The following is a 25,698-nucleotide window of genomic DNA, read 5'->3' as shown; positions in this document are numbered from 1 at the left end:
AACCGTGTTCCGCTTTGGCAAGCGCGGTGGCGAAAGGAGCGACGCGGTGGGGAACGACGACGAGGGCCGGGGGCAGGCCGCCCAGCCCAAGCGGAAGGACGCCCGGCGCAACAAGGAGACGCTGCTCGACGCGGCGACGTCGGTCTTCGTCACCTCGGGAGTGGAGGCGCCGGTACGCGACATCGCGGCGAAGGCCGGCGTCGGGCTCGGCACGATCTATCGCCACTTCCCCACCCGCGCGGACCTGATCGTCGCCGTCTACCGGCACCAGGTCGACGCCTGCGCCGAGGCGGGCCCGGCCCTGCTGGCGAGCAGCCCGTCGCCGCATGCCGCTCTCGGGCAGTGGATCAACCTCTTCGTCGACTTCCTGGTCACCAAGCACGGTCTCGCCGCCGTGCTGCAGTCCGACAACGCCGGCTTCGACACGCTGCACGCCTACTTCCTCGACCGCCTCGTACCCGTGTGCGGCCGGCTCCTCGAAGCCGCGTCCGACGCCGGCGAGATCCGCTCCGGCCTCAAGCCCTACGAGCTGATGCGAGGCGTCGGGAACCTCTGCATCGGCGCGGAGAGCGATCCCGATTACGACGCACGCCGACTGGTCGAGCTGCTCATCGCGGGGCTGCGACAGCCGTAGCGGTGGGATCACGCCCGCACCGTCGGCGGCCGCCACGGATTTACTAACAATTGATTGAGCAGTCCAAGCTGTTAAGCCTACTGTTAGTAAATGTGCAGGTAGAGACAGAAGCAGACAGCGGCGACACCCTCGACCCGAACGACACCGCGCGGCTCGCGGCCGATCTCCGGCTCGCGGTGGGCCGCGTCAGAAGGCGGCTGCGACAGGCGCACGCCGTGGGGGACGTGTCCCTCTCCGGTATCTCGGTGCTCGCCCGGCTCGCGTCGGACGGTCCGGACTCGCCGACATCGCTCGCGGAGGCGGAGCGCGTGCGCCCGCAGGCCATGGCGAGCACGCTCGCCCTCCTCGAACAGCGCGGGCTCGTCCACCGCACCCCCGACCCCGCCGACGGGCGCCGCAGCATCGTGGCCGTCACCGAAGAGGGTCGCGCGATGCTGGACGAGCGGCGCTCCGAGTCGATCCACCGGCTCAGCACCGTCCTCGACGAGTTCAGTGACCAGGAGCGGGCCACGCTCGCGTCGGCCCTGCCGCTGCTCGACCTCCTGGCGGAGCGACTGTGAGCGGCGTGTCCAGGCCGGGCTCCTTGCGATCCGCCCGCCACAAGACCACTCCCGTGGGCCCGGGCTACAAGTGGGTCGCGCTGTCCAACACCACGCTCGGTGTGCTGATAGCCACGATGGACGCCTCCATCGTGATCATCTCGCTGCCGGCGATCTTCCGCGGTATCGGCCTCGATCCGCTCGCGCCGGGCAACATCGGCTATCTGCTGTGGATGATCCTGGGCTATCTGCTGGTCTCGGCCGTGTTGGTCGTCGTACTGGGCCGGCTCGGCGACATGTTCGGCCGGGTGCGGATCTACAACCTCGGCTTCCTGATCTTCGCGTGTGCCTCCGTGGCGCTCTCGTTGGACCCGTTCCGGGCGGGAGCGGGCGCGATGTGGCTGATCCTGTGGCGGGTCGTGCAGGCCTTCGGCGGGTCCATGCTCACCGCCAACTCGGCCGCCATCCTCACCGACGCCTTCCCGGCCCGGCAGCGCGGCATGGCCCTGGGCATCAACCAGATCACCGCCCTCGCGGGCCAGTTCCTCGGCCTGCTCGCGGGCGGCCTGCTCGCCGTCGTCGACTGGCGTGCCGTGTTCTGGGTGAGCGTGCCGATCAGCATCACCGGCACCATCTGGTCCTACCTCAGCCTCCGGGAGACCTCGGCCGGCCGCCCCGGCCGCGTCGACTGGCTGGGCAACCTCACCTTCGCGTCGGGCGCCGGAATCCTGCTGGCCGGCATCACCTACGGCATCCAGCCCTACGGCGGCAGCGCCACCGGCTGGGGCAACCCCTGGGTGCTCACCGGCCTGTTCGGCGGCGTCGCCCTGCTGCTGATCTTCTGCTACATCGAGACGCACGTCGCCGAACCCATGTTCAACCTCGCCCTGTTCAGGATAAGGGCGTTCACCGCGGGCAACGTGGCCGCGCTGCTGACCTCGATCGCGCGGGGCGGCCTGCAGTTCATGCTGATCATCTGGCTGCAGGGCATCTGGCTGCCGCTGCACGGCTACGACTTCGAGGACACTCCGCTCTGGGCCGGCATCTTCATGCTGCCGCTCACGATCGGCTTCCTCGTCGCGGGTCCCGTCTCCGGCTATCTGTCCGACCGGTTCGGCGCCCGTCTGTTCTCCACGGCGGGGCTGATCGTCGTCGCGCTCTCCTTCCTCGGGCTGCTCGCGCTTCCCGTCGACTTCGACTACGGGCTCTTCGCCGCGCTCCTGCTGCTCAACGGCCTCGGCCAGGGCCTGTTCTCCGCGCCGAACACCTCCTCGATCATGGGCAGCGTGCCGGCCGAGTTCCGGGGCGTGGCCTCGGGCATGCGCTCCACGTTCCAGAACTCCGGTACGGCCCTGTCCATCGGTGTGTTCTTCTCGCTGATGGTCTCGGGGCTCGCGTCCAGGCTGCCGGCGACGCTGAGCAGCGGGCTTCAGGCCAACGGCGTACCGGCGGGAGCGGCCGAGCATGCGGCTTCGCTGCCGCCGGTGAGCACGCTGTTCGCGACCTTCCTGGGCAACAACCCGATCCAGCACCTGCTGTCCGCCGACGGCGCCCTCGACCATGTGTCGGCGGCCCAGCGGGCGGTGCTGACCGGCCACACGTTCTTCCCGCGCCTTGTCTCCGGTCCGTTCCACCACGGTCTGGCGATCGTGTTCAGCGTCGCCGCCGGCATGGCCCTGGTCTCCGCCGTGGCCTCGGCTCTGCGGGGCGGCCACCGTCCCGAGCCCACACTTACCTCGGAGATCGAAGAGAGGCCAGCCAAGTCACCGTCTCGGCCGGGCGGTTGAAGCGGACGGTGCTGAGCGGGGCGAAGCGCGGGTCGCTCGTACGGTCGGCGATCTCCCGGTGCCGGCGGGGGTGTTGGGACCAGGACCACCACACCGGGTGCTCCTTGCTCAGCCAGTCCGACCAGGTCTCCCTGTTGCCACCGAAGACAAGCTCGCGCGTGATCGTGCGCCGAAGGGAGCGGCGCACGATACGCGGCATGATCACGTGCCTGGGATAGTCCAGCCACAGGACGGTGTCGGCATGGTCCCAGAGCAGGTCACGGACTTCGGGAGAGCCGATCGAGTCGATGATCCACCGGGGTTCGGCGGCGATCCGGGTCATCTCCTCGGTCAGCTTCTCGTTCACGGCCCAGCCCGGGCCCGCGAAGTAGAGCGCGTCCATCTCGTGGTAGGGAATGCCCAGCCGCTCGCCCACTGCCCTGGCGAGGGTCGACTTTCCCGCACCGGTGACACCCACCACCAAGATCCGTTCCATGCGGGCACCTTATGCCCGCAGCCACAGCGAGAGGGCGAGTCCCAGGCCCGCCAGCGCGATGGCGAGGCGCAGCGGCTTCTCGGGAAGCCTCCGTACGACCACCGGCCCCACCCGGCTGCCGACCAGGCACCCGACGCCGAGGGCGACGGCGGCCGTCCAGTCGACGGGGGCGAGGAAGGCGTAGGCGACGGCCGCGGTGACGTTGGCGGCGCCGGTGACGATGTTCTTCACGGCGTTGGTCACGGGCAGAGGTTCATTCGCCGACAGGGACAGCACGGCCAGCATCAGCACGCCGGCCGCGGCGCCGAAGTAGCCGCCGTACAGGCCGACCAGCAACACCGCGCAGACCAGCGGCAGTTGTCGGCGTGCGCCGTCGGCCTTCCCCTCGCGCCTGGCGGCCAGCCGTCGCAGTGGTTCGCGGACGAGGATCAGTACCGATCCCAGGGCGATCAGCCACGGCACGACCTGCTCGAACGCCGAGGACGGAGTGCCCAGGAGCAGCGCCGCCCCCACCGCTCCCCCGGTGGCCGCGAGGAGCGAGAGGCGCAGCAGGCGGCGCCCCTGGCCGCGCAGTTCCTCGCGGGAACCGGCCGCCGTGCCAAGGGTGTTGGTGAACAGCGCGACGGTGTTGGTCACGTTGGCGGCCACCGGCGGCAGTCCAGCCGCCAGCAGCGCCGGATAGCTGAACAGCGAGGCGAGCCCGGCGATCGATCCGGCAAGACCGGAGGCCACGCCGGCGAGCGCGAGCAGCAGTACGGAGCCGGCGTCCACGCGGTTGCTCCCTGGGTCGAGCGGTCCCACGCCGCGCCGTTGCGACTCGGCCTGCTGTCAGAGCGGGCCCGGGTGATGCACGTCCCAGGGTACGGATGCCGTCTACATGGGAAGACGGGGGGGGCGGGGCCAGGTCAGGGCCAGGGCGGGTCAGGCCACGGTGGACAGGTCGATCGCCCGGTCGACGTCGGCCGGGCGCAGTACCCGCAGGATGCCTTCCAGGAGGTAGTAGTCGGCGTACGGCAGCGAGACCTCGATGCCGTCCTCGGCGGGACGGTTGCGGGTGCAGCGGGCGACGACCGCGTCAGCGCGGGTCGAGTTCCTCGTCAGGCAGGTCTCCGACAGCGCGGTGAGCAGGCGCAGGGCGACATCGCGGTAGGCGGGGCGGCCGGACGCGGCGGCCAGGTCGATCAGTCCGCACGCCGTGATGGCGCCGGCCGACGCGTCCTTGATGTCGTTGGGCGCCTGCGGTGCGCGGTAGTCCCACACCGGGACGTTGTCGGGGGTCAGGGCCGCGACGGCGTAGTCCGCGAGTCTGCGCGCGGTGGTCAGGAACTCGGTGTTGCCGGTCCGCCGGTACATCGTGGTGAAGCCGTAGATGCCCCATGCCTGGCCGCGCGACCAGGCGGACGTGGGGCTGTAGCCCTGCACGGTGTTGGGCCCGATGGCCGCGCCGGTGGTCGGGTCGAAGTCGTACACGTGCGGGATCGATCCGTCGGCACGAGGGAAGACGCGCTGCACCGTCTTCGCGTGCTCCACGGCGATGTTGAGGTACTTCGGGTCGCCTGTCTGCTTGCTCGCGAAGGCCAGCAGGTCGAGGTTCATCATCGTGTCGATGATGACCCGGCCCGCGTTGGCCGTGTCGCTCAGTGCGCCCCAGGCGCGGATGAAGTGGCCTCGCGCGTTGTAGCGCTGGATCAGGGAGTCGGCCGCCCGCACGGCGCCGGTGCGCCAACTGGCGTCACCCGTGAGGCGCCAGGCGGTGACCCACGAGGGGTAGAACAGGAAGCCGAGGTCGTGGGTTCCGGTGTCGGTCTGCCGGGGCGCGAGTTTGGCGGCTGACGCGAGTGCCCAGGTGCGGAAGGCGGCGTCCCCGCTGTGCAGCCAGGCCATCCACAGCGTGCCGGGCCAGAAGCCGCCGACCCAGTCGCCGTTCTGGGAGTACGTCCATTTCTCGAACTTCGTCCCCACCGGGAAGCCGGTCGCACTCGGAGCGACCGCGCGGACCTTCGCCACCGCGTAGTCGGCCGCCGCGCTCAGCGTGCTCAGGGTCGATACCGGTAACCGGCCACCGACCGCACCCGCGGCCGGTGACGCGGACGCGTAGACGGCTGCGGCACCCGCCGCCGTGGCCAGGACCGTACGTCGGGAAACAGTCATGCTCGCACCTCCAACTGGTCAACGGGAGAACGCAGTTGACCGAGCTTTGCACAGCAGTCTCAGCGGTGTACACCCACGTGTGCGGAGTTCATCCACGTGAACAGCTGGTGCGGCGGCGCATGTTGGGCTTCGGCTTGAGCCTCGGTCACTCCTTCACTGCCGCCGCCCTGCGGGTCGGCCTGCCCAGTACCCAGAAGAGGACGCCGAGCAGCATGAACCCGGCGAGCGGGACGGCCTCCGTCAGGAGGTACTTCCAGCGCTCGTCGTAACTCCAGCCGTCCGGCACATAGTCGGCGCCGAACCAGTGGTCGCCGAGTCCCGGAGCGACCAACTGCACGCTCGCGAACAGGATGAGCAGGGTGAGGACCACGCTGATGGTGCGCGGGAAGGGTGCCTTGTACGGGCGCGGCACGTGTGGAGCCTTGCGGCGCAGTACCGCGAGGGCGGGGAAGATGCCCAGGTAGCTGATGAGGGTGGTCGAGATGGCGAGGCCGAGCACCGCGCCGAAGAGCTTGGCCGCGCTGCCGTTGGTGAGTTCGTGGGCCAGGACCAGGACGAGGGTGGAGACCAGGCCGCTGAGGATGTTGACCCGTACCGGCGTGCCGAACCGGCTGGAGATGACGCCCAGGAAACGGGGCGCGGCGCCGTCGTAGCCGGAGACCGCGAGCGCGCGGTCGGAACCCATGACCCAGGTGACGCCGGAGGACAGCACCGTGAGGATGAACATGATCGCGGCGAGATCCCCGAGCACGCTGCCCGCGCCGCTGAGGGTGACCGTGCCGTCGCCGCCGACGTGACCGCCGTAGACGGTGAAGACCTGGCGGATCGCGTCGATGAAGCCGCCGAGGCCGGAAATGGCCTTGACCGGGAGAACCAGCAGGATGCCGAGGATCGGCAGGGCGTAGAGCAGGACGGACAGAGCGGCACTGCGGAAGATCGCGAAGGGCACGTCCTTCTGCGCGTCGGTCATCTCGTCGCCCGCCGTGTTGGGCAGCTCGAAACCGACGTAGTTGAACATCAGGACGGGGACCAGGCCGACGAAGCCCGCGTACGTCGGGGAGAAGTCACCGAACCCGAATCCGTGCAGGCCGTGCTTGATCCCGTAGACGACGACCGTCACGGTGAACAGACCGAGCAGGACGAAGCGGCTCCAGGCGCCGATGGTGGGGATCCACTTGCCGACGTCGAAGGAGAGGATCGCGGCGAGGACGCCGACCCAGATGAAGACAAGGGTGAAGACGTAGAAGGCGGGGGTGCTCAGGTCCTTGCCGTCGTTGAAGAAGGTCGTGTACGCGGTGACGGCGGAGACGGCGAGGGTGCCGCCGAGCCAGACCGGGTTGGTGATCCAGTACAGGAAGTTGTTGACGGCGCCCGCGAGCCGGCCGAAGGCGCGGCTGGTCCAGATGTAGGGGCCGCCCTCGTCCGGGAAGGCGGCCCCCAGTTCGGCGATGAGCAGCGCGGAGGGCACGAAGAACACCACGGCCAGCACGATGAGCCAGGTGAACGCCTCCGCGCCCGACGAGGCCACCGTGCCGATGGTGTCCACGCCGACGATCGTGCAGAGGAGGAAGAAGAGGATGTCGAAGCGGCCGAAGTGCTTGCGCAGCTTCTGCCGCTCCGTCTGGGCCGCTGCCGGCGTGCCGACGGCGTCGAAAACTGTCTGGCCAGCGGTCACCGGGAGCTCCTGCGTGCTCGTGCCACGGGTGGGATTCGGCCAATGATCGGGCCCCGCACAAAAGCGCACAAGTGTTCATTTACAAGTCTTGACCATTACTTCTTCCGTTTTGTTTCGTCTGCCGGCCCGGCGTTGTTTCGCCGCCGTAACGAGCCGCCGGGTGACCTCACCCGGTGGTGAGCACCATCCGGAAGCGGGCGGCTCCCGAGAGCATCCGCCGGTACGCCTCGTCGACCTGGTCCAGCGGCACGGTCTCGGTCATCGGCCGGATGCCGTGCAGGGCGCTGAACTCCAGGGTGTCCTGGACGTCCTGGGCCGTGCCGGAGGGGTGGCCGCGCACGATCTTGGCGCTCATGAGCAGCTGGGTCGGATTGATGTCCAGCGACTCGGGCGCCCCTCCGATGACGATCAGTTCACCGCGCGACGCCAGCCCGTCCACGGTCGAACTGATGGCGGCGGAGTTGCTGGCGGTGGCCAGTACGGCCCTGGCCCCGCCGAGGGACTGCAGAGCCTCGGCGACGGAGGTGTCCGCCGTGCTGTCGACGTAGTGGTGGGCGCCGAGCTGCTTGGCGAAGTCGGCCTTGTCGGCTCCCCTGGCGATCGCCACGGTCTCGAAGCCCATGGCCGTCGCGAACCGCACCCCCAGGTGACCGAGGCCGCCGATGCCCAGCACGGCGACCAGATCGCCGGCCCGCGCGGAGCTGCGCCGCAGTCCGTTGTACGTGGTCACGCCCGCGCAGGCCATGGGGCCCGCGTCGGCCGCCGACAGCGCCTCGGGGATCCGGGCCAGGGCGTCGACCGGCGCGATCATCATCTCGCCGAAGCCGCCGTCGTACGCCCAGCCCGGGACCTTGAGGTTCTGGCAGACGATGAAGTCGCCCTGCCTGCACTGCTTGCAGTGGCCGCAGCTGCCGCCGAACCAGCCGACCGTGACGCGGTCGCCCACCTGCCAGCCGTACTCGTCCGCTCCTTCGCCCAGCTCGTCGACGCGGCCTGCGATCTCGTGCCCGGCCACCACCGGAAACGTCAGGCCCGGTACGGCGCCGTTCACGAACAGGGTGTCGCTGTGGCAGATCCCGCAGGCCTCGACGGCCACCCGCACATGTCGGGGGCCCGGCCTCGGTACGTCACGCTCGATGATCTCGAAGGTCCCGCCTGCGGCGGCCACCTGTGCCACTCGATAGGTACTCATAGGTCTCCCCGGAAGTCGCGTACGACCGCCCCCGCACCAGTGGATCAGCCGGGGCCGATCGTGCGCGTCGAACAGAAGTCGAGCAGGAGGGGTGAGGGGGCGGGCCTCGCCGGAGAGCACGCCCGGCACGACAGAAACCCACGGAGCGTGACATCGTGCCCGGCATGTGTCGCCTGCGGGTCACCTCCCTGTCGCGCGCGTTGCGACGCGCGAGCGCATCCATCCCACCACTGTCCGACCGGCCCGACAACCCGACGGCAGCGCCCCGCTCGCGAACGGCTCGGGGCGCCACACCTTCCGGTGTCCGTACACCGCCCTGTCTGAGCGCCCTGCCCCACACAGCCGCCGCGCCAGGCAGGAGAAGCCGGTGACCTGCGGGTTCCGCTCTTAATCTGTCTTGTGAATCGTCCGGACATACTGGACTCAGGTGGCGGCCCGTCCCTCGCCCCGGCACGGAAGTGAGCGTGATGTCGATGGCGCGGCGCAAGCCGGAGGTCCTCGTCGTGGACGACGACCAGGGCGTCCGTCAGGCTTTGCGGCTCGGGCTGTCCGTCGAGGGCTTCGACATCCGGGAGGCCGGCACGGGCGAGTCCGCGCTGGAGGAGGTCGCCGCGCGGCTGCCCTCGGTGGTCCTGCTCGACATGGTCATGCCCGGTCTGGGCGGGGTCGAGGCCGTACGCCGGCTGCGGCAGCAGGGGCGCACCATCCCGGTGTGCATGCTCTCGGCCCGCGACGAGGTCGACGACCGGGTCGCGGGTCTCGCGGCCGGCGCCGACGACTACGTGGTCAAGCCGTTCTCGGTGGTGGAGCTCGCCGCCCGGTTGCACGCCCTGGTCCGTCTCCACGAGACCAGCCACGAACGCCCTCTCGTCCTGGGTGACCTCGCCATCGAGCCCGTCCGCCGCGAGGCCACCCGTGCCGGGCGCGAACTGGGCCTGACGACACGGGAGTTCGACCTCCTGATGGCGCTGGCCCAGCGGCCCGGGCAGGTGTTGAGCCGGACCCAGCTGCTGGAGCAGGTGTGGGGATACACCTGGGACGTGGACACCAACGTGGTCGACGTGTTCGTCGGCTATCTGCGCAAGAAGCTGGAGGCCGGCGGCGAGCAGCGGATCCTGCGGACGGTGCGCGGCGTCGGATTCGCGCTGCGGCCGTGAGACTCCCCCTCCCGCGCAGCCTGCGCTCACAGATCACCGCGAGCGTCGCGGTCCTGGTCGTGGTGGTGGTCGCCCTGGCCGGGCTGATCATCGTGGACCGGATCGACCACCGCGATCGCACGGACGCCGACCGGCAGTTGGCCGTACGCGCCAACAAGGCCCAGGGAGACGCCTACAAGCTGCTCTCCGAAGGGGACGGCGCGGGCGGCAACGGGGGCGACGACTACGGGGGGCTGCTGGCCGGCAGCCAGTCGCTGGTCCGCCTGATCTCCGGCGGCAGGATCATCGACTCGCGAGGCGACCAGCCTGGAGTGGACATCCCCGTCCCCACCGCCGACGGCCTGAGCACCGTCCAGGTCGGCGGCCAGTCCTGGCGCTCCCTGGTGGAGCCCGTCGACACGACCGGCGACGGCACCGACGACGCACACATCCAGGTACTGCAGGATCTCGACCCGATCGAGCAGCGGCTCGCCGACAACACGCGCATCGTCGCCGGGGTGGCCGCCCTTGCCACCCTCGTCGCGGGCGGTGGCGTCTGGCTGATCACCCGGGTGATCCTGCAACCGCTCCAGCGGCTGCGCACCGGCGCCCAGCGCATCCGCCCCGCCGACACCTCCCGGCTGCTCCCTCAGGTCACGCGTCCGCAGGAGGTCGCCGACCTGTCAGCCTCCCTCAACAGCATGCTGGGCCAGCTCCAGACCAGCATGCGGGCCACCCGTCGCTTCACCGCGGACGCGGGCCACGAGCTGCGCACCCCCCTGACCACGCTCGGCATGAACCTGGAGACACTCCAGCGCAACCCCCAACTCCCCACCGCCCAGCGCCAGGAGGCCCTGGACGCCATGGCCGTCGAGCATCGCCGGATCACGGCCCTGCTGGAGGGCCTGCAGATCCTCGCCCGCGGCGACGCCCACGCGCTGCCACCGCGGGCTGCGGTGGATCTGCCCGCGCTGCTGGACGAGGCGGTACGGCACGCCCGCAACCGCCACCCGGGCACGGCCTACGCCCTCCACCTCGCCGCCGCGGAACCGGCTCCCCCTGTGGAGGGCTGGCCCGCCGGACTGCGGTTGGCCGTGGACAACCTCCTCGACAATGCCGCCCTGCACGGCCGTCGACCCCACGGCCAGGTCCACGTCTCCCTCAGCTGGGACGCCGGCTGCGCGCACGTCACCGTCTCCGACAACGGCCCCGGCATCCCCGCCGAGCAACGCGAAGCCGTCAAGGCGCGCTTCGCCCGCGGACCCCAACCCCACAGTCACGGCTCAGGGCTGGGCCTGGCCCTGGTGCAGCAGCAGGCCGAACTCCACGGCGGCGCACTCGCGTTCAGTGACGCGCCCGGCGGCGGACTGATGGCGACGCTTTCGGTGCAGAGCGGGCGGACGGAGCCCTAGGAGAAACGGCGTTCGGCGGATCAGGCCTCGCGCAGAAGCCAGCCGATCCGCAGTTCCTCCGCACCCGGCCGGAACACCCGCAGGAGCTCGGCGCGTTCGGGGTCGTTCTCGGGGAGGTTGTGGGCGAGGAGGGCCTGCGCGGCGAGTGTCTGGGGCCGGGCGCCGGGCGCTGCGCGCAGGTGAAGTGAGCGGCGCAGCATCGCCGTCCGCTCGGCGGGCTCCTTGTGCACGGCGAGGTGCCGGATGATGTAGGACTCGAGGTAGCCGTCACCGGTCTTCGTCGCCACTTCGAGAGACGTCTCGTAGAGCGGGAGGGCGCCGTCCTGGTCCTCGTCGATGTTGTCCAGCAGGACGGCCCAGTGGAACTGGGCCCAGGCGCGTGTCTTCTCGTCGCCGCTCTCGACCGCCGCGCGGTAGCCGGCCTCGGCCACGGCTCGGTCGTCGGGGCGGGGGTCGCGCCGGAACAGCAGGCGGCTGTAGGCCAGTCGCCCGGTGAGCAGGTACCGGGTCGGAGACGCGGGATCAAGTGCCTCGACCGCCTTCGCGGCCTCCTCGTGGCCCTCGATCCGGAAGAACCATCGGTCGACGGCGATCTCCGCGCGCAGTTCGGGCTCGGCGTCCGGGCCCAATGCGGCGAGCGCGGCGTCCCATTCCCCGAGCACGTACAGACGGCGGGCCACGTAGGCGCCATCAGCTACCATGGCACCTACACTAGGAAGCGGCGATGTAGGCGGTCAAGTGCAATACGGTGACTACGTCGGCAACGTGGTGCGGTTGGCTGTCGAGCTGGCCAATACGGGAACCCTCGACCAACACGGGGAACTGGCCGCCACGTTCTTCGCGGAGCACGAGGTCGCTCCGCCGCCGGACGGCGACTACGGCGAACTGCCGGACCTCGTGCGTTCGGCCCTGGCACAAGCGGTCGACGGCGACGCCCCCGAGGCCGTGCACCGCCTGCTGCGCGACTATCCGCCGGAGATGCACCTCTCCGACCACGACGGCCTCGGTGGCTGGCACATCCACTTCAGCCGCAACGGCACCCCGGCCGAGCGCTGGGCCGGCCAGTTGATCGCCGCCCAGCTCGCCCTGGTCGCGGCGGGAGATCCGACGGTGACGCTCGGACGCTGCGCGGCAGCCGGGTGCGGGAACTACTTCGTGGACCAGTCACGGAACCGGACACGCCGGTTCTGCTCCAACGCCTGCGCGAGCCGGACGACGGTCGCGGCGTATCGGGCACGGGCGGCGAAGGACTCGTAGCGGAGTCTGTCGCGAAGTCGCTCGTCGGCGGATCAGCGCGACCGAGGGGATGCCGGAAGCCCGACACCGCCGGGAACTTAGGGTCGCCGGGCCCGGACGGCTGTGATCTGCTCCAGGTCTTCTGGTGTCCCTTCGACGTAAACGGCGCGGGCAGCTTCGAGATCGTGCTCCACCTGCACTGGCGCAGATGCGCGGAGGTCGGTGAGGTACTCACGTCTCCGCCGCGGCTTCAGGTGGTCGGCTACGACGGCTACGTTCCCGACGCCTGCGAGCTGCACCCCGAGCAGGTGGTCACCTGCTCGGGGTGCAGCTCGTCGGGGGCGCGGGATCCCGGCCCCCGCGTCAGTGACCCGGCTCGGTCCTCCCGAACCGGACTCCCCGCGGCGCGCCGAGCAGTTGCGTGTAGGCCCCGCGCAGGGCCAGGAGTTCGTGATGGGTCCCGGATTCCACGACCCTTCCCCGGTCGAGCACGACGATGCGGTCCGCCTCCGGGGCGAGTCGCAGATCGTGGGTGATCATCAGGGTGGTCCGGCCCGACATCAGCCGGCGCAGCGGGCCGATGATCCGGCGCGCGGCCAGGGCGTCAAGGCCGCTGGTGGGCTCGTCGAGGATCAGGACCGGGGCGTCGCGCAGCATGGCACGGGCGATCGCGATGCGTTGGAGCTGCCCGCCCGACAGCTGGGCGGTGTGCGGGTCGATCCGCGTTTCGTAGCTCTCCGGAAGGGCGGTGATGAACTCGTGGGCGGCCGCGGCCCGCGCCGCCCGTTCGATGTCCTGACCGGTGGATCCGGGACGGCCGCAGGCGATGTTCTCGCGGATCGTGTCGTGCAGGATCAGGGTCTGCTGCGGCAACAGCGTGACCTGCTCGCGCAGGAAGGGCACCGCCACCTCGTCCAAGCGGACGCCGTCGAGGAGGACGCGTCCCTGGGTCGGGTCGTAGAAGCGCAGGAGCAGCTTGGCGATCGTCGACTTGCCGGCGCCGCTGGGGCCGGTGACCACGACGAACTCACCGGGCCGGGCGCTCAGGGACACCTCGCTGAGGGTGGCCGCGTCCTGTCCGGGATAGCGGAAGCCCACCCGGTCGAGTCGCAGCGTGCCGTGGACCCGCCACTCGGGGACGGCCCGGTGCGGTGGCGGATCGGTGACGGCGGGCTCGGCGTCGAGGATCTCCAGGAGTCGTTCGGCGCCCGCGGTGGCGGCGGTGACGGTCAGTCCGAGCTGGCCGAGACCGCGGAGCGGTGGATAGAGGTAGCCCAAGAACGCCGAGAAGGACAGGAGTTGACCGAGCGTCATACGGCCCTGGGAGATCTCCCACGCGCCCAGCCCGATGACGCCGAGGACGCACAGCGTCTCGATCACCTCCACCAACTGCTCGTAGAACTCGCTCATGCGCGCGCCGCTCACGGACGCCCGCATCCACGCCCGGGCCTCCCGGCGCAGCCGGTTCTCCTCGGCCGCCGTCCTGTTGTAGGCCTGCGTCAGGACGATGTTCCCGAGGGCCTCCTCGACGACGGACGTGATCGCCCCGTCGGCGACGCGCTCGTCGCGGGCGACGGACTTGAGCGGCCCGGAGAATCTCCTCACGGTCAGCCACAGCACGGGTACGAGGACAAAAGTGGCGAGCGCGAGGTCCCAGCGCAGCCAGAGAGCGGCGGCCGAGAACAGCAGGACATTGCAGGCGGACGAAATGGTGCCGACCACCCCCGAGACGACCATTTCCTCAATGGCCTCCACGTCACCCGTCAGCCGCTCGACCAGATCGCCCTGGCGATGCCGTTGGAAGAAATCGGGCGGCAGACTCTGGACATGTCCGAAGACATGGGCGCGCAGCCGCATGACGAATCGCTCAGCAGTCCATACGGCAAGGGAGTTGCCGAGGTATCCGACCGCGGCCCCGACCACCGCCACGCCCAGCCACTTTCCCGCCGGCCCCCAGAAAGCGCCCGGCGAACCCTTCCGCAGGGCGTGGTCGGTGAGTTCACCGAAGAGCAGGATGGCGGCGGTCTCGCACAGGGCGGAGACCGTGACGCAGACACAGATCAGTGCCAGCCAGTGGCGGTCGCCCTTGGTCAAAGGCCAGAAGCGGGCGAATGCCTGACGATCCGTCAAGCCGGTCGCCGGTGGTGTCGTCGTCCTACGGTGGCGGCCGGAGAGGTGCGGCCCCGGCCGCAACCGCAGCCGCATCGTCTGCCGGTCGTCGTACGAGTTCACCGAAGAGGACTTTCTTGATGGGGGATTAAGAGACGAGGGGGGATCAAGAGAAGTGCGGGTATGCGAAAGCGGGCCCGCGACTGAATGGCGCGGGCCCGCTTCACCAGCTTGCGTTACTTGACCGGGCGGGTCTTACGCGGCTTCGCCGGCTTGGCCGGCTTTCCCTTCGCCGGCTTCGCGGGCTTGGTGGACTTGACCGGAACGACCTTCGTGAAAGCCACGGTTCCTCCATGAGTGCAGCTCGATTGCTGCGTGGTTCCCTTTGCCGAAGCCGTTCGGCTGCGACACGGAAAACACTAGGAGGGGAAATTGAGGACAGCTTAAGAGGCGAAAGGCACGCCCCCGAACGACACCCGGTCCCAGAACCAGTACAGGCTCACCACCACGATGGGTACGGTCAGCGCGGGCAGCACCCACCGGTGGACGGTGGTGCGGCGCAGGAGCAGCAGCAGCGGGAAGACCACGGCGATGATCCCCAACTGCACCGCTTCGATACCGACGTTGAAGCTCAGCAGCGACAACAGCAGCTCCCAGGAGCAGCGTTCGTCGATGCCGAGCGCCCCGGCGAAGCCGAGGCCGTGCACGAGGCCGAAGAGGAAGACCGTCGGCAGCCGCCAGCGTCCGCTTCCCTCCCGGTCGCGCAGGAGGATGCCGGCCAGGGCCACGACCGCGATGGACGCGGCGATGACGGGTTCCACGACCGCCGCGGGCACGTGCACCACGCCGGTCGCCGCCAGCAGGAACGTGACGCTGTGCGCGGCGGTGAAGGCGGTCGCCGTCAGAAGTACCTCGCGCAGGGTCCGGGCGCCGATGAGCAGGGACAGCAGGAAGAGGATGTGATCCAGGCCGAACAGCAGGTGTTCGGTGCCGAGCAGGAAGAACTCCGCGATCTGGTGGGACTCGTGGTGCCCTCCGGTCCCCACGGTCGGCTCGCCGGCCGTCAGGACCTGGGAGCCGCGTCGGCCGTCGAGGTCGTAGTGGACGATCGTTCGGGCGCTGTGGACGAAGGTCTCGGCGTCGGGGAACAGGGCGCTGGAGATCGCGTACGTTCCGCCGGTGCCCGGGCAGTTGTACGCCAGGGTCAGGACGGCGAACGACTTGGTGCCGCGGGTGCGGACATCAGCGTCGTGAGCCAACCGGGGCGCGCAGGGCTTGTCGTCGTGGGTGAGGGCGAACCGTGCCGTGACGTAATCCGTCACCGCGTCGGCGTTCTGCTTGAGTTGGTGCCGCTGTGCGGTCGAGCCCTTCGCGTCGTACGCCTCGGCGTACAGCCAGGCCGACTTCATCAGCAGGTCGTATTCGAGTTCGAGGTCCGCCTCCACATAGGCTCCACTGCCCGTCACCTCCGCGTACGCGGTCGAGGTGAGGTCGTGCGCGGCGGCCGGTGCCGGGTTGGCGAAGCCCGCGGTGAGCAAGGCCAACAGGGCGCCCACGACGGCGAGGAGGGCATGGCGCGCCCGCGGGGCGAGCGGGCGCGCCGGCGTCGAGGGTGCCGTCACGACTGGCCCCCGGACGACGTGAACCACTGGTAGCCGGGTACGTCCGGACCCCACGTGCCGGGACGGCCGTGGGCGTCCTGGGTGACGAAGACGCTCGGCTCGGAGGCGGTCACGCCGCCGCCGGTGGAGCGTGCCGTGACGAACCAGGCGTGGGTCGAGCCGGGCCGAAGCCCCTTCCAGGTCACCGAGGCGACCTTGCCGGAGTCGGCCTTGGCCCTGCCGATGACGCTCACGGGGTTGTAGAGCGCGAGCGAGTCGGTCCGGAAGGTCGTCTTGCGGCTGCTCAGGTCGACGGGGAGCACCATGTTGTCCTCGGTGCCGTCGTACCGGTGGAGGGTGTCGTACTCGGTGGAGCCGAACTCGTCGAGCAGCGGGGAGTAGGTGTCCACGGTCAACTCGGCGCGTTTGACGTTGAATTGGAGCATCCTGAAGAAGCTGGCGCCGAACTGGAGTTGAGTGTCGGGCTGGTAGCCGCCGATCTCGGTGAGCCCGAGCCGGTCCGCGGAGACCGTGTAGAACTGGTAGTCCGCGAGCAGTTCGACGACGTCGTGGGCGACCTCGCCGACCCGCGGCTTCACGTTGGTGCCCACGCCGTGCTCGTGACCGGCGAGGATCAGGAACACGTTCGGGTTGTTCTGCACGACCGTCTTGTAGAGCATCGAGCCGTCCGGCGGGGAGAACGCGGCGCCGCGTCCGTCGGGGTTGTTGCTGGGGGCGAGGTAGTCGTGCGAGAGCAGGATGCCGTTGCGGTCGGGGTAGCGCTTGAAGATCGAGTCGGCCCATTCGGCTTCCTCGCGTGTCACCCCGTACGACAGGCCCACCACGACGAAGTCCAGGCCGCCGGCCGAGAACAGGTCGTAGTGGTTCTGGTTGTCGCCCGCCCGCCACGGACCGCCGTACTCGGCGTGCTCCCAACCCTTCGACAGCGCCTCGTAGCGCTGGGGGCCGTAGTAGTGGTTGTAGATCGCGTCCGGGCCGTTCTCGGTGCCCGACTGGTTGTCGTGATTGCCCGCGATCACACCGTTGGGCACACCCGCGTCGTCCAAGATCTTCTGCTGCTCGGACGACACCTCCATCTCGCCCACCACCTGCTTCTGGGTGGCCTCGTCGGCGGGCTTGCGGATGTTGTTCTCGATGATGTCGCCGGTGTGGGCGACGTACGCGATCATCCTCTGGTCCTTGTTGGCCACGATCCACCGCGAGACATCGCCGTACGCCTTCTCCCACACGGCGCGTTCCTCGGACGTCTCCTGCTCGACCGCGCCCTCGGAGAGGTACTGCGTGTCGGTGTAGTGGACGATCGAGAAGTCGTACGAGTCCGGGTCGGCGAAGGAGTTGGGGTCGCCGGCGTCGATGTCGTCGGCGAACGGGTCCTCGCCGGTGACCATGACGTGGATCTGCTTCCGGTCGATGTACCGGCGGTCGACGACGGTGGTCAGGACGGTGTCGCCCTCTGCCGCGCCGCGGGTGCTCGTCAGGACGTCCCACCGTTTGGCCGCGGTGTTCCACACGCGCAGGGCGGCGAGCCGCTCGGGGTCGATGACGCCTTCCCAGCGCAGGACCGGCGCGTCCACGTGGCCGTTCACCTCGACGTCGAAGCGCTGGAAGGTGACGTCCTCGGCGGCCGGCGCGTCGAGCGTCTTTCCGTCGGCGGGTTCGAGGCCGGAGGCCTTCACTCTGCGCTCGCCCTTGACCTTGAGGGTCGTGGGGACGGTCGGTGCGGTGCCCTGGTACACCCGGCCGGGGGTCAGGATCTCGGCCTCGGAGAAGGTGGCGTCGACCTTGCCGCCGTCCGGTTCCGCGACCTCGGCGGAGAGGGTGACGTTCCTGCCGGCGTCGGTCGTGCCGGACTTCGGGGTGAGGCCGGCGGGGGCGTCGGGGATCCCGGCGGAGGTGAACCTCACTTCCCTGGTACCGGAGTTGCCGAGACTGTCCGTGCCGGACACGGACAGGGTGTGCTCGCCGGCGGAGAGGCCCGGGCCGACGGAGGCGCCGGGTTGGATCGGGCGGCCGTCGAGCTTGACGTCGGGCCCGCTCACCACACCGGAGAGGTCGTCGATCCGCACGTCGAGGACGACCGAGGCGGTGATCTTCTGCCCGGCGGCCGGGGTGCTGGAGGTCACCCGGGGGGCCGAGTTGTCGGTCGCCAGTACGCGGGTCGCCGTCTTGCCGCTCTTCGACGTCGCGGCCAGCGTGTGCGTGCCGTCGTCGATCTTCTTGGTGTCGAGGTCGGCGCGCAGCCCCTGGGCCGGGCCGTCGACGAAGAACTCCAGGTCGATCTCCGTCAACGGATTGACGTTGTCACCGCAGTTGCCGTCGCCGAAGCTGTACGACCCCTTCAGCATCCGGCCCTCGGCGGTGCCGCTCGCCGGGGTGAGGGTGATGTCGGAGAGGGCGAAGTCGTCGCGGTTGTCGCCGCACGAGGTCGCGTAGGTCCCGGTGACGAAGTCGACGGTGTTCCAGCCGGGGACGAGCCACTCGTTCGGCAGCGCCAGATCGACATGCCGGCTCACGAAGTCGCCGTCCAGGACGTGCTTCTGACCGTTGATCAGGAGGTAGTTCTGGTAGCGGGCCTCGATCGAGTTGCTGCCGACGGTGAAGCCGAGCGTCGCGTTGCCGGAGCCGAGCGTCTCGGTGACGGGCACGGCCGGGGCGTCGATCGTGTAGCGCAACTCCGCCTCGCGCAGCCGCGTGTCCGTGCTGCCGCAGGTGCCGTCGCCCATGGCGTACGTGTCGGCGATGTCGTGGCCGGTGACAGTGGCAGCGTCCAGGGCGAGGGCCGGATGGGCGAGGTCGAAGTCGTCGCGGTTGTTGCCGCAGCTCTCCTTGTAGGGGCCGGTGACGACCTTGATGACGTTGTCACCGGGCACCAGGAAGCGTGCCGGGATCGCGATGTCGACGCGCTGGCTGACCCAGGTGCCGCCGAGGTCGATGCGTTTGCCGTTGACGAGCAGGTAGTTGTCGTACCGGTCGTCGATGGAGTTGGAGCCGACGTCGAAGGAGAAGGTGGCCGCGCCGTTGCCGAGGTGCGGGTCGGTGGCCGGGGCTTTGCCGTCCACGGTCAGTGAGCCGACGGAACCGTCGGTGCCGGCCGGGAAGTTCGCGAACACCGGCTGACGGCCCGCCACGAGCGTGCCGTCCTTGGGCAGCAACCGCGGGGCGCCCGCGGGGGCGTTGTTGACCGTCACCTTGTTCTTGACGGACTTGCCCGAGGTGGTCGTAGCGGACAGGGTGTGCGGTCCGCCTGCGAGCTTCGTGGAGTCGAGGTCGGCGGTGAGTCCGGTGGTGCCCTGCGGGTCGCCCAGCACGAAGAAGCTGAGTGTCGCCTTCGTCAGCAGCGAGGTGTTGGAGCCGCAGCTGCCGTCGCCGAAGGAGTAGGTGTACTCGTTCTCCTCACCGTCCGCGACCTCGCCGAGCAGGTCCAGGCTGATGTCGGAGAGCACGAAGTCGTCGTAGTTGGTGCCGCAGGAGCTGTCGACGGTTCCGGCGAAGATCTCGATCCGGTTCTCGCCCTTGACCAGCTCCTGGTTCGGGATCTCCAGCGTGCCGCGCTCGTTGAGGAGATCACCGATGTCGACCCGGTAGTCACCGTTGACGAGGACGTAGTTGTGGTAGCGGGCCTCGGTCGAGTTCGAGCCGACGTCGAAGCTCAGCCGGGACACACCGACCGTCCGCTCGGCGTCGATCGCCTTGCCGTCGACGGCGAGCTTCGTCACCGAGTCACCGGCCAGGGTCGGCACGGCGTCGACCTTCTGGGTGCCCTCCAGGTACGTTCCCTCGCCGGGGGTGAGGGTGGGCAGGCTCGTGGCCCCCGCCGACCGGTCCCGGTCCGAGCCGCGTTCCTCCGGATCCGTGTCGGCGTAGGCCGTCGTGAGGTTGCCGCTCACCAGCAGCAGGGCGGTGAGGACCACTCCCACGAGGCGGCGCGTGCCGTCCGATCCGCGCGTGGCACGCGGCCCGTGTCCGCCGTCCGGCCGTCTTCGCCGCTGAGTTGGCCTCATCAGGTCGCCCTTCCTGATCGCTGCAAGGTGAGTGGCAAGGTGAAAGGCATGCCGACGAAACCGCTGCACGGCATGCCCATGGCAAAGGGTGGGCCGCGTAGGTGAACGCTGGTGAAGCGGCGGTGGACGATGAGGAGAAGGGGACCGCTGGTTGATACTGAGGCGGCTGCGGGGAATCGGGTCTCTGGCCAGGAAAAGGTGTCGGCAGGTGAGGACGACGGATCGAGGGCGCCCGGACGGGCTGTTCGTGGGGCTGTGCACGCTGGATGTCATCCAGCTCGTGGACCATGTGCCGTCCTCCGACGAGAAACTGACGGCCCGTGAGCAGACCTTCGCCGCGGGAGGTCCGGCGGCGAACGCGGCCGTGACCTTCAGTCACCTCGGCGGCACGGCCGAACTGTTGACCGCGATCGGCTCCCATCCCCTGAGCCTCGGGGTCACGGCCGACCTGCACCGGCTGGGTGTCGTCGTCTCGGACCTCGCATCGGGCGCGGTCGACCCGCCAGCGGTGTCCTCCATCCTGGTGACCGAGTCCAGCGGGGACCGCGCCGTCGCGTCGGCCAACGCCACGGGTCACTGGCTGGCCCCGCCGGACGATGTCGACACGTTGGTGGCGAGGCGGGATGTCGTCGAGTTCGACGGCCACCACATGGAACTCGCGGTGGCCGTGGCGCGTGCGGCGCGTGGCGCCGGGTGTACGACCCTTCTCGATGGCGGCAGTTGGAAGGACGGCACGCCGGACCTGCTGCAGTGGATCGACGTCGCCGTCTGTTCGGCCGACTTCCACCCGCCCGGCGCGAGCACCCCGGCGGACACGCTGAGGTTCCTGGGCGAGCACGGGGTCGCGTGGTCGGCGGTCAGCCGGGGCGGGCGCCCGATCCTGTGGGCGGGGCCCGCGAGCGGTGGAACGGTGGACGTGCCCGCCGTCCGGGTGGCGGACACGTTGGGCGCGGGGGACGTGCTGCACGGAGCGCTTGCCTACCACCTCGCGGCTCAGTCCCGGGCCGAGGGCGGGCGCCTGAGCCTGACGCCGGAGGGCTTCACTCAAGCACTCCGGGACGCGGCCGTGGTGGCCTCGCGGGCGTCCGGCTCGTTCGGGACGCGGACCTGGATGCTGACGGACCAGGCGGCGGCCGAGTCGGACTGAGCCTCCTCAACCCGCCTGACGGGGCGGCCCGTTGACTCCCCGCCAATCAACACATCGGATCAATCACTCCGCATTGACTCGCGTCACCCCCATCTCTATGTTGCGTCACGGGATAGATCCGATGAATCATCCGAGCCGCCTGGAGGCATCATGCCCCATCCCTCCGAGCACGCCCCGTCCAGACGTACCGTCCTCGCTACCGGATCCGCCCTCGGCGGCACCCTCCTCACCACGGGCCTGACGACCACACAGGCGAACGCGGCCGATCGCGCCGAAGCCGCTGCCGGACACCCCGCCGCGCACCTGGCCGGACAGCCCGCCGACCCCTGGCGCACCGTTCTGGACGACGCCGATCCGGTCTGGCAGCGCGCGCCGACCACCTGGTACGAAGGCCCCTTCCTCGGCAACGGCTTCCTCGGCTCCGGGATCTACGCCGAGCCCGGCGCCCCCTCGACCGCCGTGCGCTTCAACATTCAGCACTCCGAAGTGCAGGACCACCGCCCCGAGTTCGGGTCGCTGTTCGGCCTGGCACGGCTGCCCATCGGGTACTTCACGCTCGAACCAGTCGGGGCGATCACCGGTCTCGACTGGCGACTGTCGCTGCACGACGCCGAGTTGACCGGCACGCTCACCACCGAGAAGGGCAGCCTGACCCTGCGGGCCCTGGTCCACAACGACCGCTCGGTCCTCGCCGTGGAGGTGACGCCGAGCGCGGGCGAGCGCGACTTCCGCTGGGTGTTCCACCCGGCCGACGCGATCAGTCCGCGCGCCGCCTTCAAGCCGCTGCCGGACGGTTACCAGGGCAACCCGCCCGCCGACGTGGCCGACCACGACGGAGTGACCGCCGCCGTACAACCCCTCCTTTCGGGCGGCCAGCACGTGACCGCCTGGCAGGACCGGTCCAGGGGCCGGACACGCACGCTGTACGCGCATGTCGCGCACTCCTACCCACGCAGCACCGCCCTGGACAGGGCTCTCAAGACCGTCCGCACCTCGGCCCGACTCCCCTACCCCGACCTGGCGTCGGACCACCGAGCCTGGTGGCACGCCTACTACCGAAAGAGCTTCCTGTCCCTCCCCGACGCCCGCATCCAGCGCTTCTACTGGATCCAGCTCTACAAAGCCGCCTCCGCCGCCCGCCGCGACGCACCGGTGATGGCGACGAGCGGCCCCTGGCTGGAGCCCACCCCGTGGCCCAACACCTGGTGGAACCTCAACGCCCAGTTGGAGTACTGGCTCATCCACGGCTCCAACCACCTCGAACTCGACGCGATCACACGGGCGTTGAGCGAGTTCCGGGACAACCTCGCCAAGGAGGTGGCCCAGCCCTACCGGGGCGACTCCCTGGGCATCCCGCGCACCACCGACCCCCACCTCGTCAACGGCGCCGCAGGCACCCTCACCGGCTACGGCGTCGGCATCCCCGGCCAGGACCCACCCACCCCCGAAGTCGGCGACCTGACCTGGGCGTTGCACAACGTCTGGCTCAGCTACCGGCACACGATGGACAAGTCGATCCTCCGGGACGTCCTCTTCCCGCTCCTGCGCAAGGCGATCAACTACTACCTGCACTTCCTCGAACCCGGCCCGGACGGCAAGCTGCACCTGCCCGCGACGTTCTCCCCGGAGTACGGCGGCAACTCACGCGACTGCAACTACGACCTGATGGTCCTGACCTGGGGCTGCCGCACCCTTCTCGAATCCGCCGAACTCCTGGGCGTTCACGACCCGTTGGCGCCACGGTGGCGGGAAGTGCTGGCGAAGCGAGTCTCGTATCCGACGGACGCGAACGGCTTCATGATCGGCGCGGACATCCCCTTCGCGAAGTCGCACCGCCACTACTCGCATCTCCTCGCGGTCTACCCGCTGTACGAGGTCACCGGCCGCACCCCCGACGAACGCGCCCTGATCGAGCGCTCGTTGGCACACTGGGTCGGCTTCGAGGGCGCCCTCCAGGGCTACACCTTCACGGGCGCCGCCTCGATATCGGCGCTGCTCGGCAAGGGCGAGGACGCGCTGAAGTACCTCGGTGAACTGATGACCCGCTTCATCCAGCCCAACACCATGTACAAGGAGTCGGGGCCGGTCATCGAGACACCTCTGTCGGCCGCCCAGTCCCTGCACGACATGGTGTGCCAGTCGTGGGGCGGGGTCATCCGGGTCTTCCCCGCCCTCCCCGCCGGCTGGGCGGACCTGGCCGTGCACGACTTCCGTACACAGGGCGCCTTTCTGCTCAGCGCCCGTCGACAGGGCGGTACCACCCGCTGGGTCCGGCTGGTCAGCGAGGCCGGCGCCCCCTGCGTCGTACGGCACGGGCTGCCGGGACCGATCGACGTACGGGACGGGCACGGCCGTACCCTCCCCCACTCCGATGCGGGCGACGGCGCGATCCACATCGCCCTGCGCAAGGGCGAGTTGGCGCTGATCACCGCGAGGGGCGACCGGCCCGACCTGACCCTCACCCCCGTACGGCCGAACGAGGACGCACCGCGTTGGGGGTTGCCCCTCGCGACCTAGCGCCGGGTCCGGACCAGCAGATACAGGAAGTACGGCGTGCCGATGACGGCCGTCATCAGGCCCGCACCCAGCTGCGCCGGCGCGATCACCGTACGGCCCAGGAGATCCGCCGTGCCGACGAGGACCGCACCCAGGAGGACCGCCACCGGTACGACTCGGACATGGCGGCGGCCGACGAGGGTGCGGGCCGCGTGCGGTGCGACCAGGCCGACGAAGGCGATCGTGCCCGCGGCGGCGACCGCGGTGGCGCTCAACAGGACGCTGACGACCAGGAATCCGAGCCGTGCGGGTGCGAGGCGCAGGCCGAGCAGGGCGGGCGTGTCGTCGTCGAGGGACACGAGGTCGAGCTCGGTGCGTCGCGCCACGGCCACCGCGAGGCCCAGCACGAGGGCGCCGGCGACGGGGAGGGTGTCGGGGAGAGTGCGGCCGTAGGTGGATCCGGACAGCCAGGTGAGCGCCTTCGTGGCGTTGAACGGGTCCGTGAGGACGATCAACAGGCTGATCAGAGCGGTCGTGGCGGCGGACACTCCGATGCCGACGAGGACCAGTCGGTGGTGGCCGAATCCGCCGCGCGCCGCGAGTCCGAAGACGAGGGCGGCGGTCAGGGCCGCGCCCGCGAAAGCCGCGCCCGCCACGCCCCAGGATCCGGCGGACGATGCCGTGGTGACCAGCAGGACCGCGCCGAGTGCGGCACCGCCCAGGACGCCGAGGGTGCCGGGTTCGGCGAGCGGGTTGCGGGTGACGGCCTGGACCAGGGTGCCGGACAGGGCCAGGGCCGCGCCCGCGAGGAGCGCCGCCAGGACGCGCGGGACCCGGGTGTCGAGAACGAAGGAGACGGACTGCGCGGCCCTGCCCTGGGCCCAGTTCGCCACATCGCCCAGCAGGAGTTTCGTGTCGCCCAACAGGACTCCGGCGACGGTCACCGCGATCAGGACGGCGACGAGTGCCGTCACCGTCGTCAAGAACACGGCCCTGCTGGGGATGCGCAGCCGTTCCGGCCCGGTCGCGGTGGTGGTGTCGCGTACCCGCAGGGCCATCGCGATCAGGAACACCGCGCCGAGGATGCCGGTGACGACTCCGGTGGGTACGGCGACCGCGGTCTCGGCCGGGACGAGGGCGCGCAGCAGGACGTCCGCACCGAGTACCAGTCCGGCACCGGCCAGGCCGGCGATCGGCAGGCTCGCCCGGGTGCGGACGAAGGGACGGATGTACCGGGCCAGCGGTCGTGTCAGGGCGGGTGCGCACAGGCCGACGAAGCCGATGGGTCCGGCGAGGGTGACGGCCGCCGCCGAGAGCAGCGACGCGAGCACCACGACCGTGACCCTGGTGGCCCGGACCGGGACTCCGAGGCCGCGCGCGGCTTCGTCACCCAGGGCCAGGGCGTCCACGCGGCGGGCCACCAGCAGCAGTCCGACAAGACCGGCCAGGACGACGGGCGCCATCTGCGCCACGCCGTCGAAACCGTTCTGGCCGATGCTGCCCTGATTCCATTGGTAGAGGCCCTGGGTCCGCTCGGGGAAGAGGAGAAGCAGTCCCTCCGTGACCGCCGACAGTCCGAGCGTCAGGGCGCTGCCGGCCAGCACAAGCCGGACGGTGCCCGTGCCGAGGCCGGACAGGGACAGGACGACGGCCGCCGCGCCGAGCCCGCCGAGGAACGCCACGCCGGAGGACGCGAGCAGCGGCAGCGTGGCGCCGGTGACGCTGAGCAGGCCCAGGGCCAGGTAGGAGCCGGCGTTCACGGCAAGGGTGTCGGGCGCGGCGAGCACATTGCGGGTGACGGACTGCAGTGCCGCGCCCGCGATGCCCAGCGCGGCACCGACCAGCAGCCCCGCGGTCATGCGGGGCAGCCGCGAGGAGATCACGACGGACGCGTCGGCCGAGTCGGCGTGGCCGGTGAGCGCCTTCCACACCTCGGCGGGGCCGACGGCCGCCGTGCCCTGGGTGATGTCGACGACCGCGAGGGCCGCGACGAGCAGGACGAGCGCGGCCGTCACCGCGGTAGCGCCCGTCCTGGAGCTGACGGCGGGCGCGCCGGTGGTGGGAGCGGGTGCGGTGACGGTCATGG

Annotated in this window: 18 protein-coding genes; 8 read left to right on the top strand and 10 right to left on the bottom strand. The window is 70.2% G+C overall.

What is annotated here, in order from left to right; genetic code table 11:
• The first annotated feature begins 46 nt into the window (after positions 1-46).
• From ACIQI8_RS26440 to ACIQI8_RS26430, 3 genes are all read left to right on the top strand, one after another.
• Positions 47-634 carry a TetR/AcrR family transcriptional regulator gene (locus ACIQI8_RS26440; protein ID WP_402355183.1) on the top strand — a complete coding sequence of 196 codons (588 nt, stop codon included), beginning with the start codon at positions 47-49 and terminating at the stop codon, positions 632-634.
• Positions 635-726: 92 nt separating this feature from the next.
• A complete protein-coding gene (locus ACIQI8_RS26435; protein ID WP_402355181.1) occupies positions 727-1,194 on the top strand; it encodes a MarR family winged helix-turn-helix transcriptional regulator in 468 nt (155 codons plus the stop codon).
• Positions 1,195-1,310: 116 nt separating this feature from the next.
• The gene (locus ACIQI8_RS26430) at positions 1,311-2,960 is read left to right on the top strand and encodes an MFS transporter (RefSeq protein WP_402356036.1); all 1,650 of its coding nucleotides are present in this window, start codon (positions 1,311-1,313) and stop codon (positions 2,958-2,960) included.
• On the opposite strand, the gene ACIQI8_RS26425 is transcribed toward ACIQI8_RS26430, so the two are convergent.
• The 5 genes from ACIQI8_RS26425 to ACIQI8_RS26405 all read right to left on the bottom strand — a co-directional run bounded on the left by ACIQI8_RS26425 (position 2,905) and on the right by ACIQI8_RS26405 (position 8,453).
• On the bottom strand, positions 2,905-3,435 hold the full coding sequence (locus ACIQI8_RS26425; RefSeq protein ID WP_402355179.1) for an AAA family ATPase: 531 nt from the start codon (positions 3,433-3,435) through the stop codon (positions 2,905-2,907). The genes ACIQI8_RS26430 and ACIQI8_RS26425 overlap by 56 nt on opposite strands.
• Positions 3,436-3,444: 9 nt before the next feature.
• On the bottom strand, positions 3,445-4,206 hold the full coding sequence (locus tag ACIQI8_RS26420; RefSeq protein ID WP_402355177.1) for a sulfite exporter TauE/SafE family protein: 762 nt from the start codon (positions 4,204-4,206) through the stop codon (positions 3,445-3,447).
• 150 nt (positions 4,207-4,356) lie between these two features.
• Positions 4,357-5,586, bottom strand: a complete 1,230-nt coding sequence (locus ACIQI8_RS26415) for a glycoside hydrolase family 88 protein (protein WP_402355175.1) — start codon at positions 5,584-5,586, stop codon at positions 4,357-4,359.
• Positions 5,587-5,731: 145 nt separating this feature from the next.
• Entirely contained in the window at positions 5,732-7,261 is a 1,530-nt protein-coding gene (locus tag ACIQI8_RS26410) for an APC family permease (RefSeq protein WP_402355173.1), read from the bottom strand.
• 166 nt (positions 7,262-7,427) lie between these two features.
• On the bottom strand, positions 7,428-8,453 hold the full coding sequence (locus ACIQI8_RS26405; RefSeq protein ID WP_402355171.1) for an alcohol dehydrogenase: 1,026 nt from the start codon (positions 8,451-8,453) through the stop codon (positions 7,428-7,430).
• 467 nt (positions 8,454-8,920) lie between these two features.
• Between ACIQI8_RS26405 and ACIQI8_RS26400 the strand changes: the two genes are divergently transcribed.
• On the top strand, positions 8,921-9,610 hold the full coding sequence (locus ACIQI8_RS26400; RefSeq protein WP_402355169.1) for a response regulator transcription factor: 690 nt from the start codon (positions 8,921-8,923) through the stop codon (positions 9,608-9,610).
• A complete protein-coding gene (locus tag ACIQI8_RS26395) occupies positions 9,607-11,001 on the top strand; it encodes an ATP-binding protein (protein WP_402355167.1) in 1,395 nt (464 codons plus the stop codon). Before ACIQI8_RS26400 ends, ACIQI8_RS26395 begins: the two co-directional genes overlap by 4 nt.
• A 20-nt stretch (positions 11,002-11,021) precedes the next feature.
• Here the strand turns inward: ACIQI8_RS26395 and ACIQI8_RS26390 are convergent, their stop codons facing one another.
• Complete coding sequence (locus tag ACIQI8_RS26390; protein ID WP_402355164.1) at positions 11,022-11,702, bottom strand: hypothetical protein; 681 nt, start codon at positions 11,700-11,702, stop codon at positions 11,022-11,024.
• 37 nt (positions 11,703-11,739) lie between these two features.
• Between ACIQI8_RS26390 and ACIQI8_RS26385 the strand changes: the two genes are divergently transcribed.
• Complete coding sequence (locus ACIQI8_RS26385; RefSeq protein ID WP_402355162.1) at positions 11,740-12,258, top strand: CGNR zinc finger domain-containing protein; 519 nt, start codon at positions 11,740-11,742, stop codon at positions 12,256-12,258.
• A gap of 342 nt (positions 12,259-12,600) precedes the next feature.
• Here ACIQI8_RS26385 and ACIQI8_RS26380 read toward each other — a convergent pair whose 3' ends face one another.
• From ACIQI8_RS26380 to ACIQI8_RS26370, 3 genes are all read right to left on the bottom strand, one after another.
• Positions 12,601-14,442 (bottom strand): ABC transporter ATP-binding protein, encoded by a 1,842-nt coding sequence (locus ACIQI8_RS26380; protein ID WP_402356033.1) that lies wholly within the window; start codon positions 14,440-14,442, stop codon positions 12,601-12,603.
• A gap of 347 nt (positions 14,443-14,789) precedes the next feature.
• Complete coding sequence (locus ACIQI8_RS26375) at positions 14,790-15,968, bottom strand: HupE/UreJ family protein (protein ID WP_402355160.1); 1,179 nt, start codon at positions 15,966-15,968, stop codon at positions 14,790-14,792.
• Positions 15,965-19,969, bottom strand: a complete 4,005-nt coding sequence (locus tag ACIQI8_RS26370; protein WP_402355158.1) for a metallophosphoesterase — start codon at positions 19,967-19,969, stop codon at positions 15,965-15,967. Before ACIQI8_RS26370 ends, ACIQI8_RS26375 begins: the two co-directional genes overlap by 4 nt.
• Positions 19,970-20,177: 208 nt before the next feature.
• Here ACIQI8_RS26370 and ACIQI8_RS26365 point away from each other — a divergent pair, with 208 nt between their 5' ends.
• Both ACIQI8_RS26365 and ACIQI8_RS26360 read left to right on the top strand, forming a co-directional pair.
• A complete protein-coding gene (locus tag ACIQI8_RS26365) occupies positions 20,178-21,116 on the top strand; it encodes a PfkB family carbohydrate kinase (RefSeq protein ID WP_402355156.1) in 939 nt (312 codons plus the stop codon).
• A 150-nt stretch (positions 21,117-21,266) separates the two neighbouring features.
• Positions 21,267-23,633 (top strand): glycosyl hydrolase family 95 catalytic domain-containing protein, encoded by a 2,367-nt coding sequence (locus tag ACIQI8_RS26360; protein ID WP_402355154.1) that lies wholly within the window; start codon positions 21,267-21,269, stop codon positions 23,631-23,633.
• On the opposite strand, the gene ACIQI8_RS26355 is transcribed toward ACIQI8_RS26360, so the two are convergent.
• Positions 23,630-25,696, bottom strand: a complete 2,067-nt coding sequence (locus ACIQI8_RS26355) for an iron ABC transporter permease (protein ID WP_402355152.1) — start codon at positions 25,694-25,696, stop codon at positions 23,630-23,632. The two genes, ACIQI8_RS26360 and ACIQI8_RS26355, sit on opposite strands and share 4 nt — an antisense overlap.
• Positions 25,697-25,698 lie beyond the last annotated feature (2 nt).

Source organism: Streptomyces sp. NPDC092369, from assembly GCF_044755245.1.
Lineage (GTDB): Bacteria > Actinomycetota > Actinomycetes > Streptomycetales > Streptomycetaceae > Streptomyces.
This window is presented reverse-complemented; position numbering and strand designations above follow the sequence as displayed.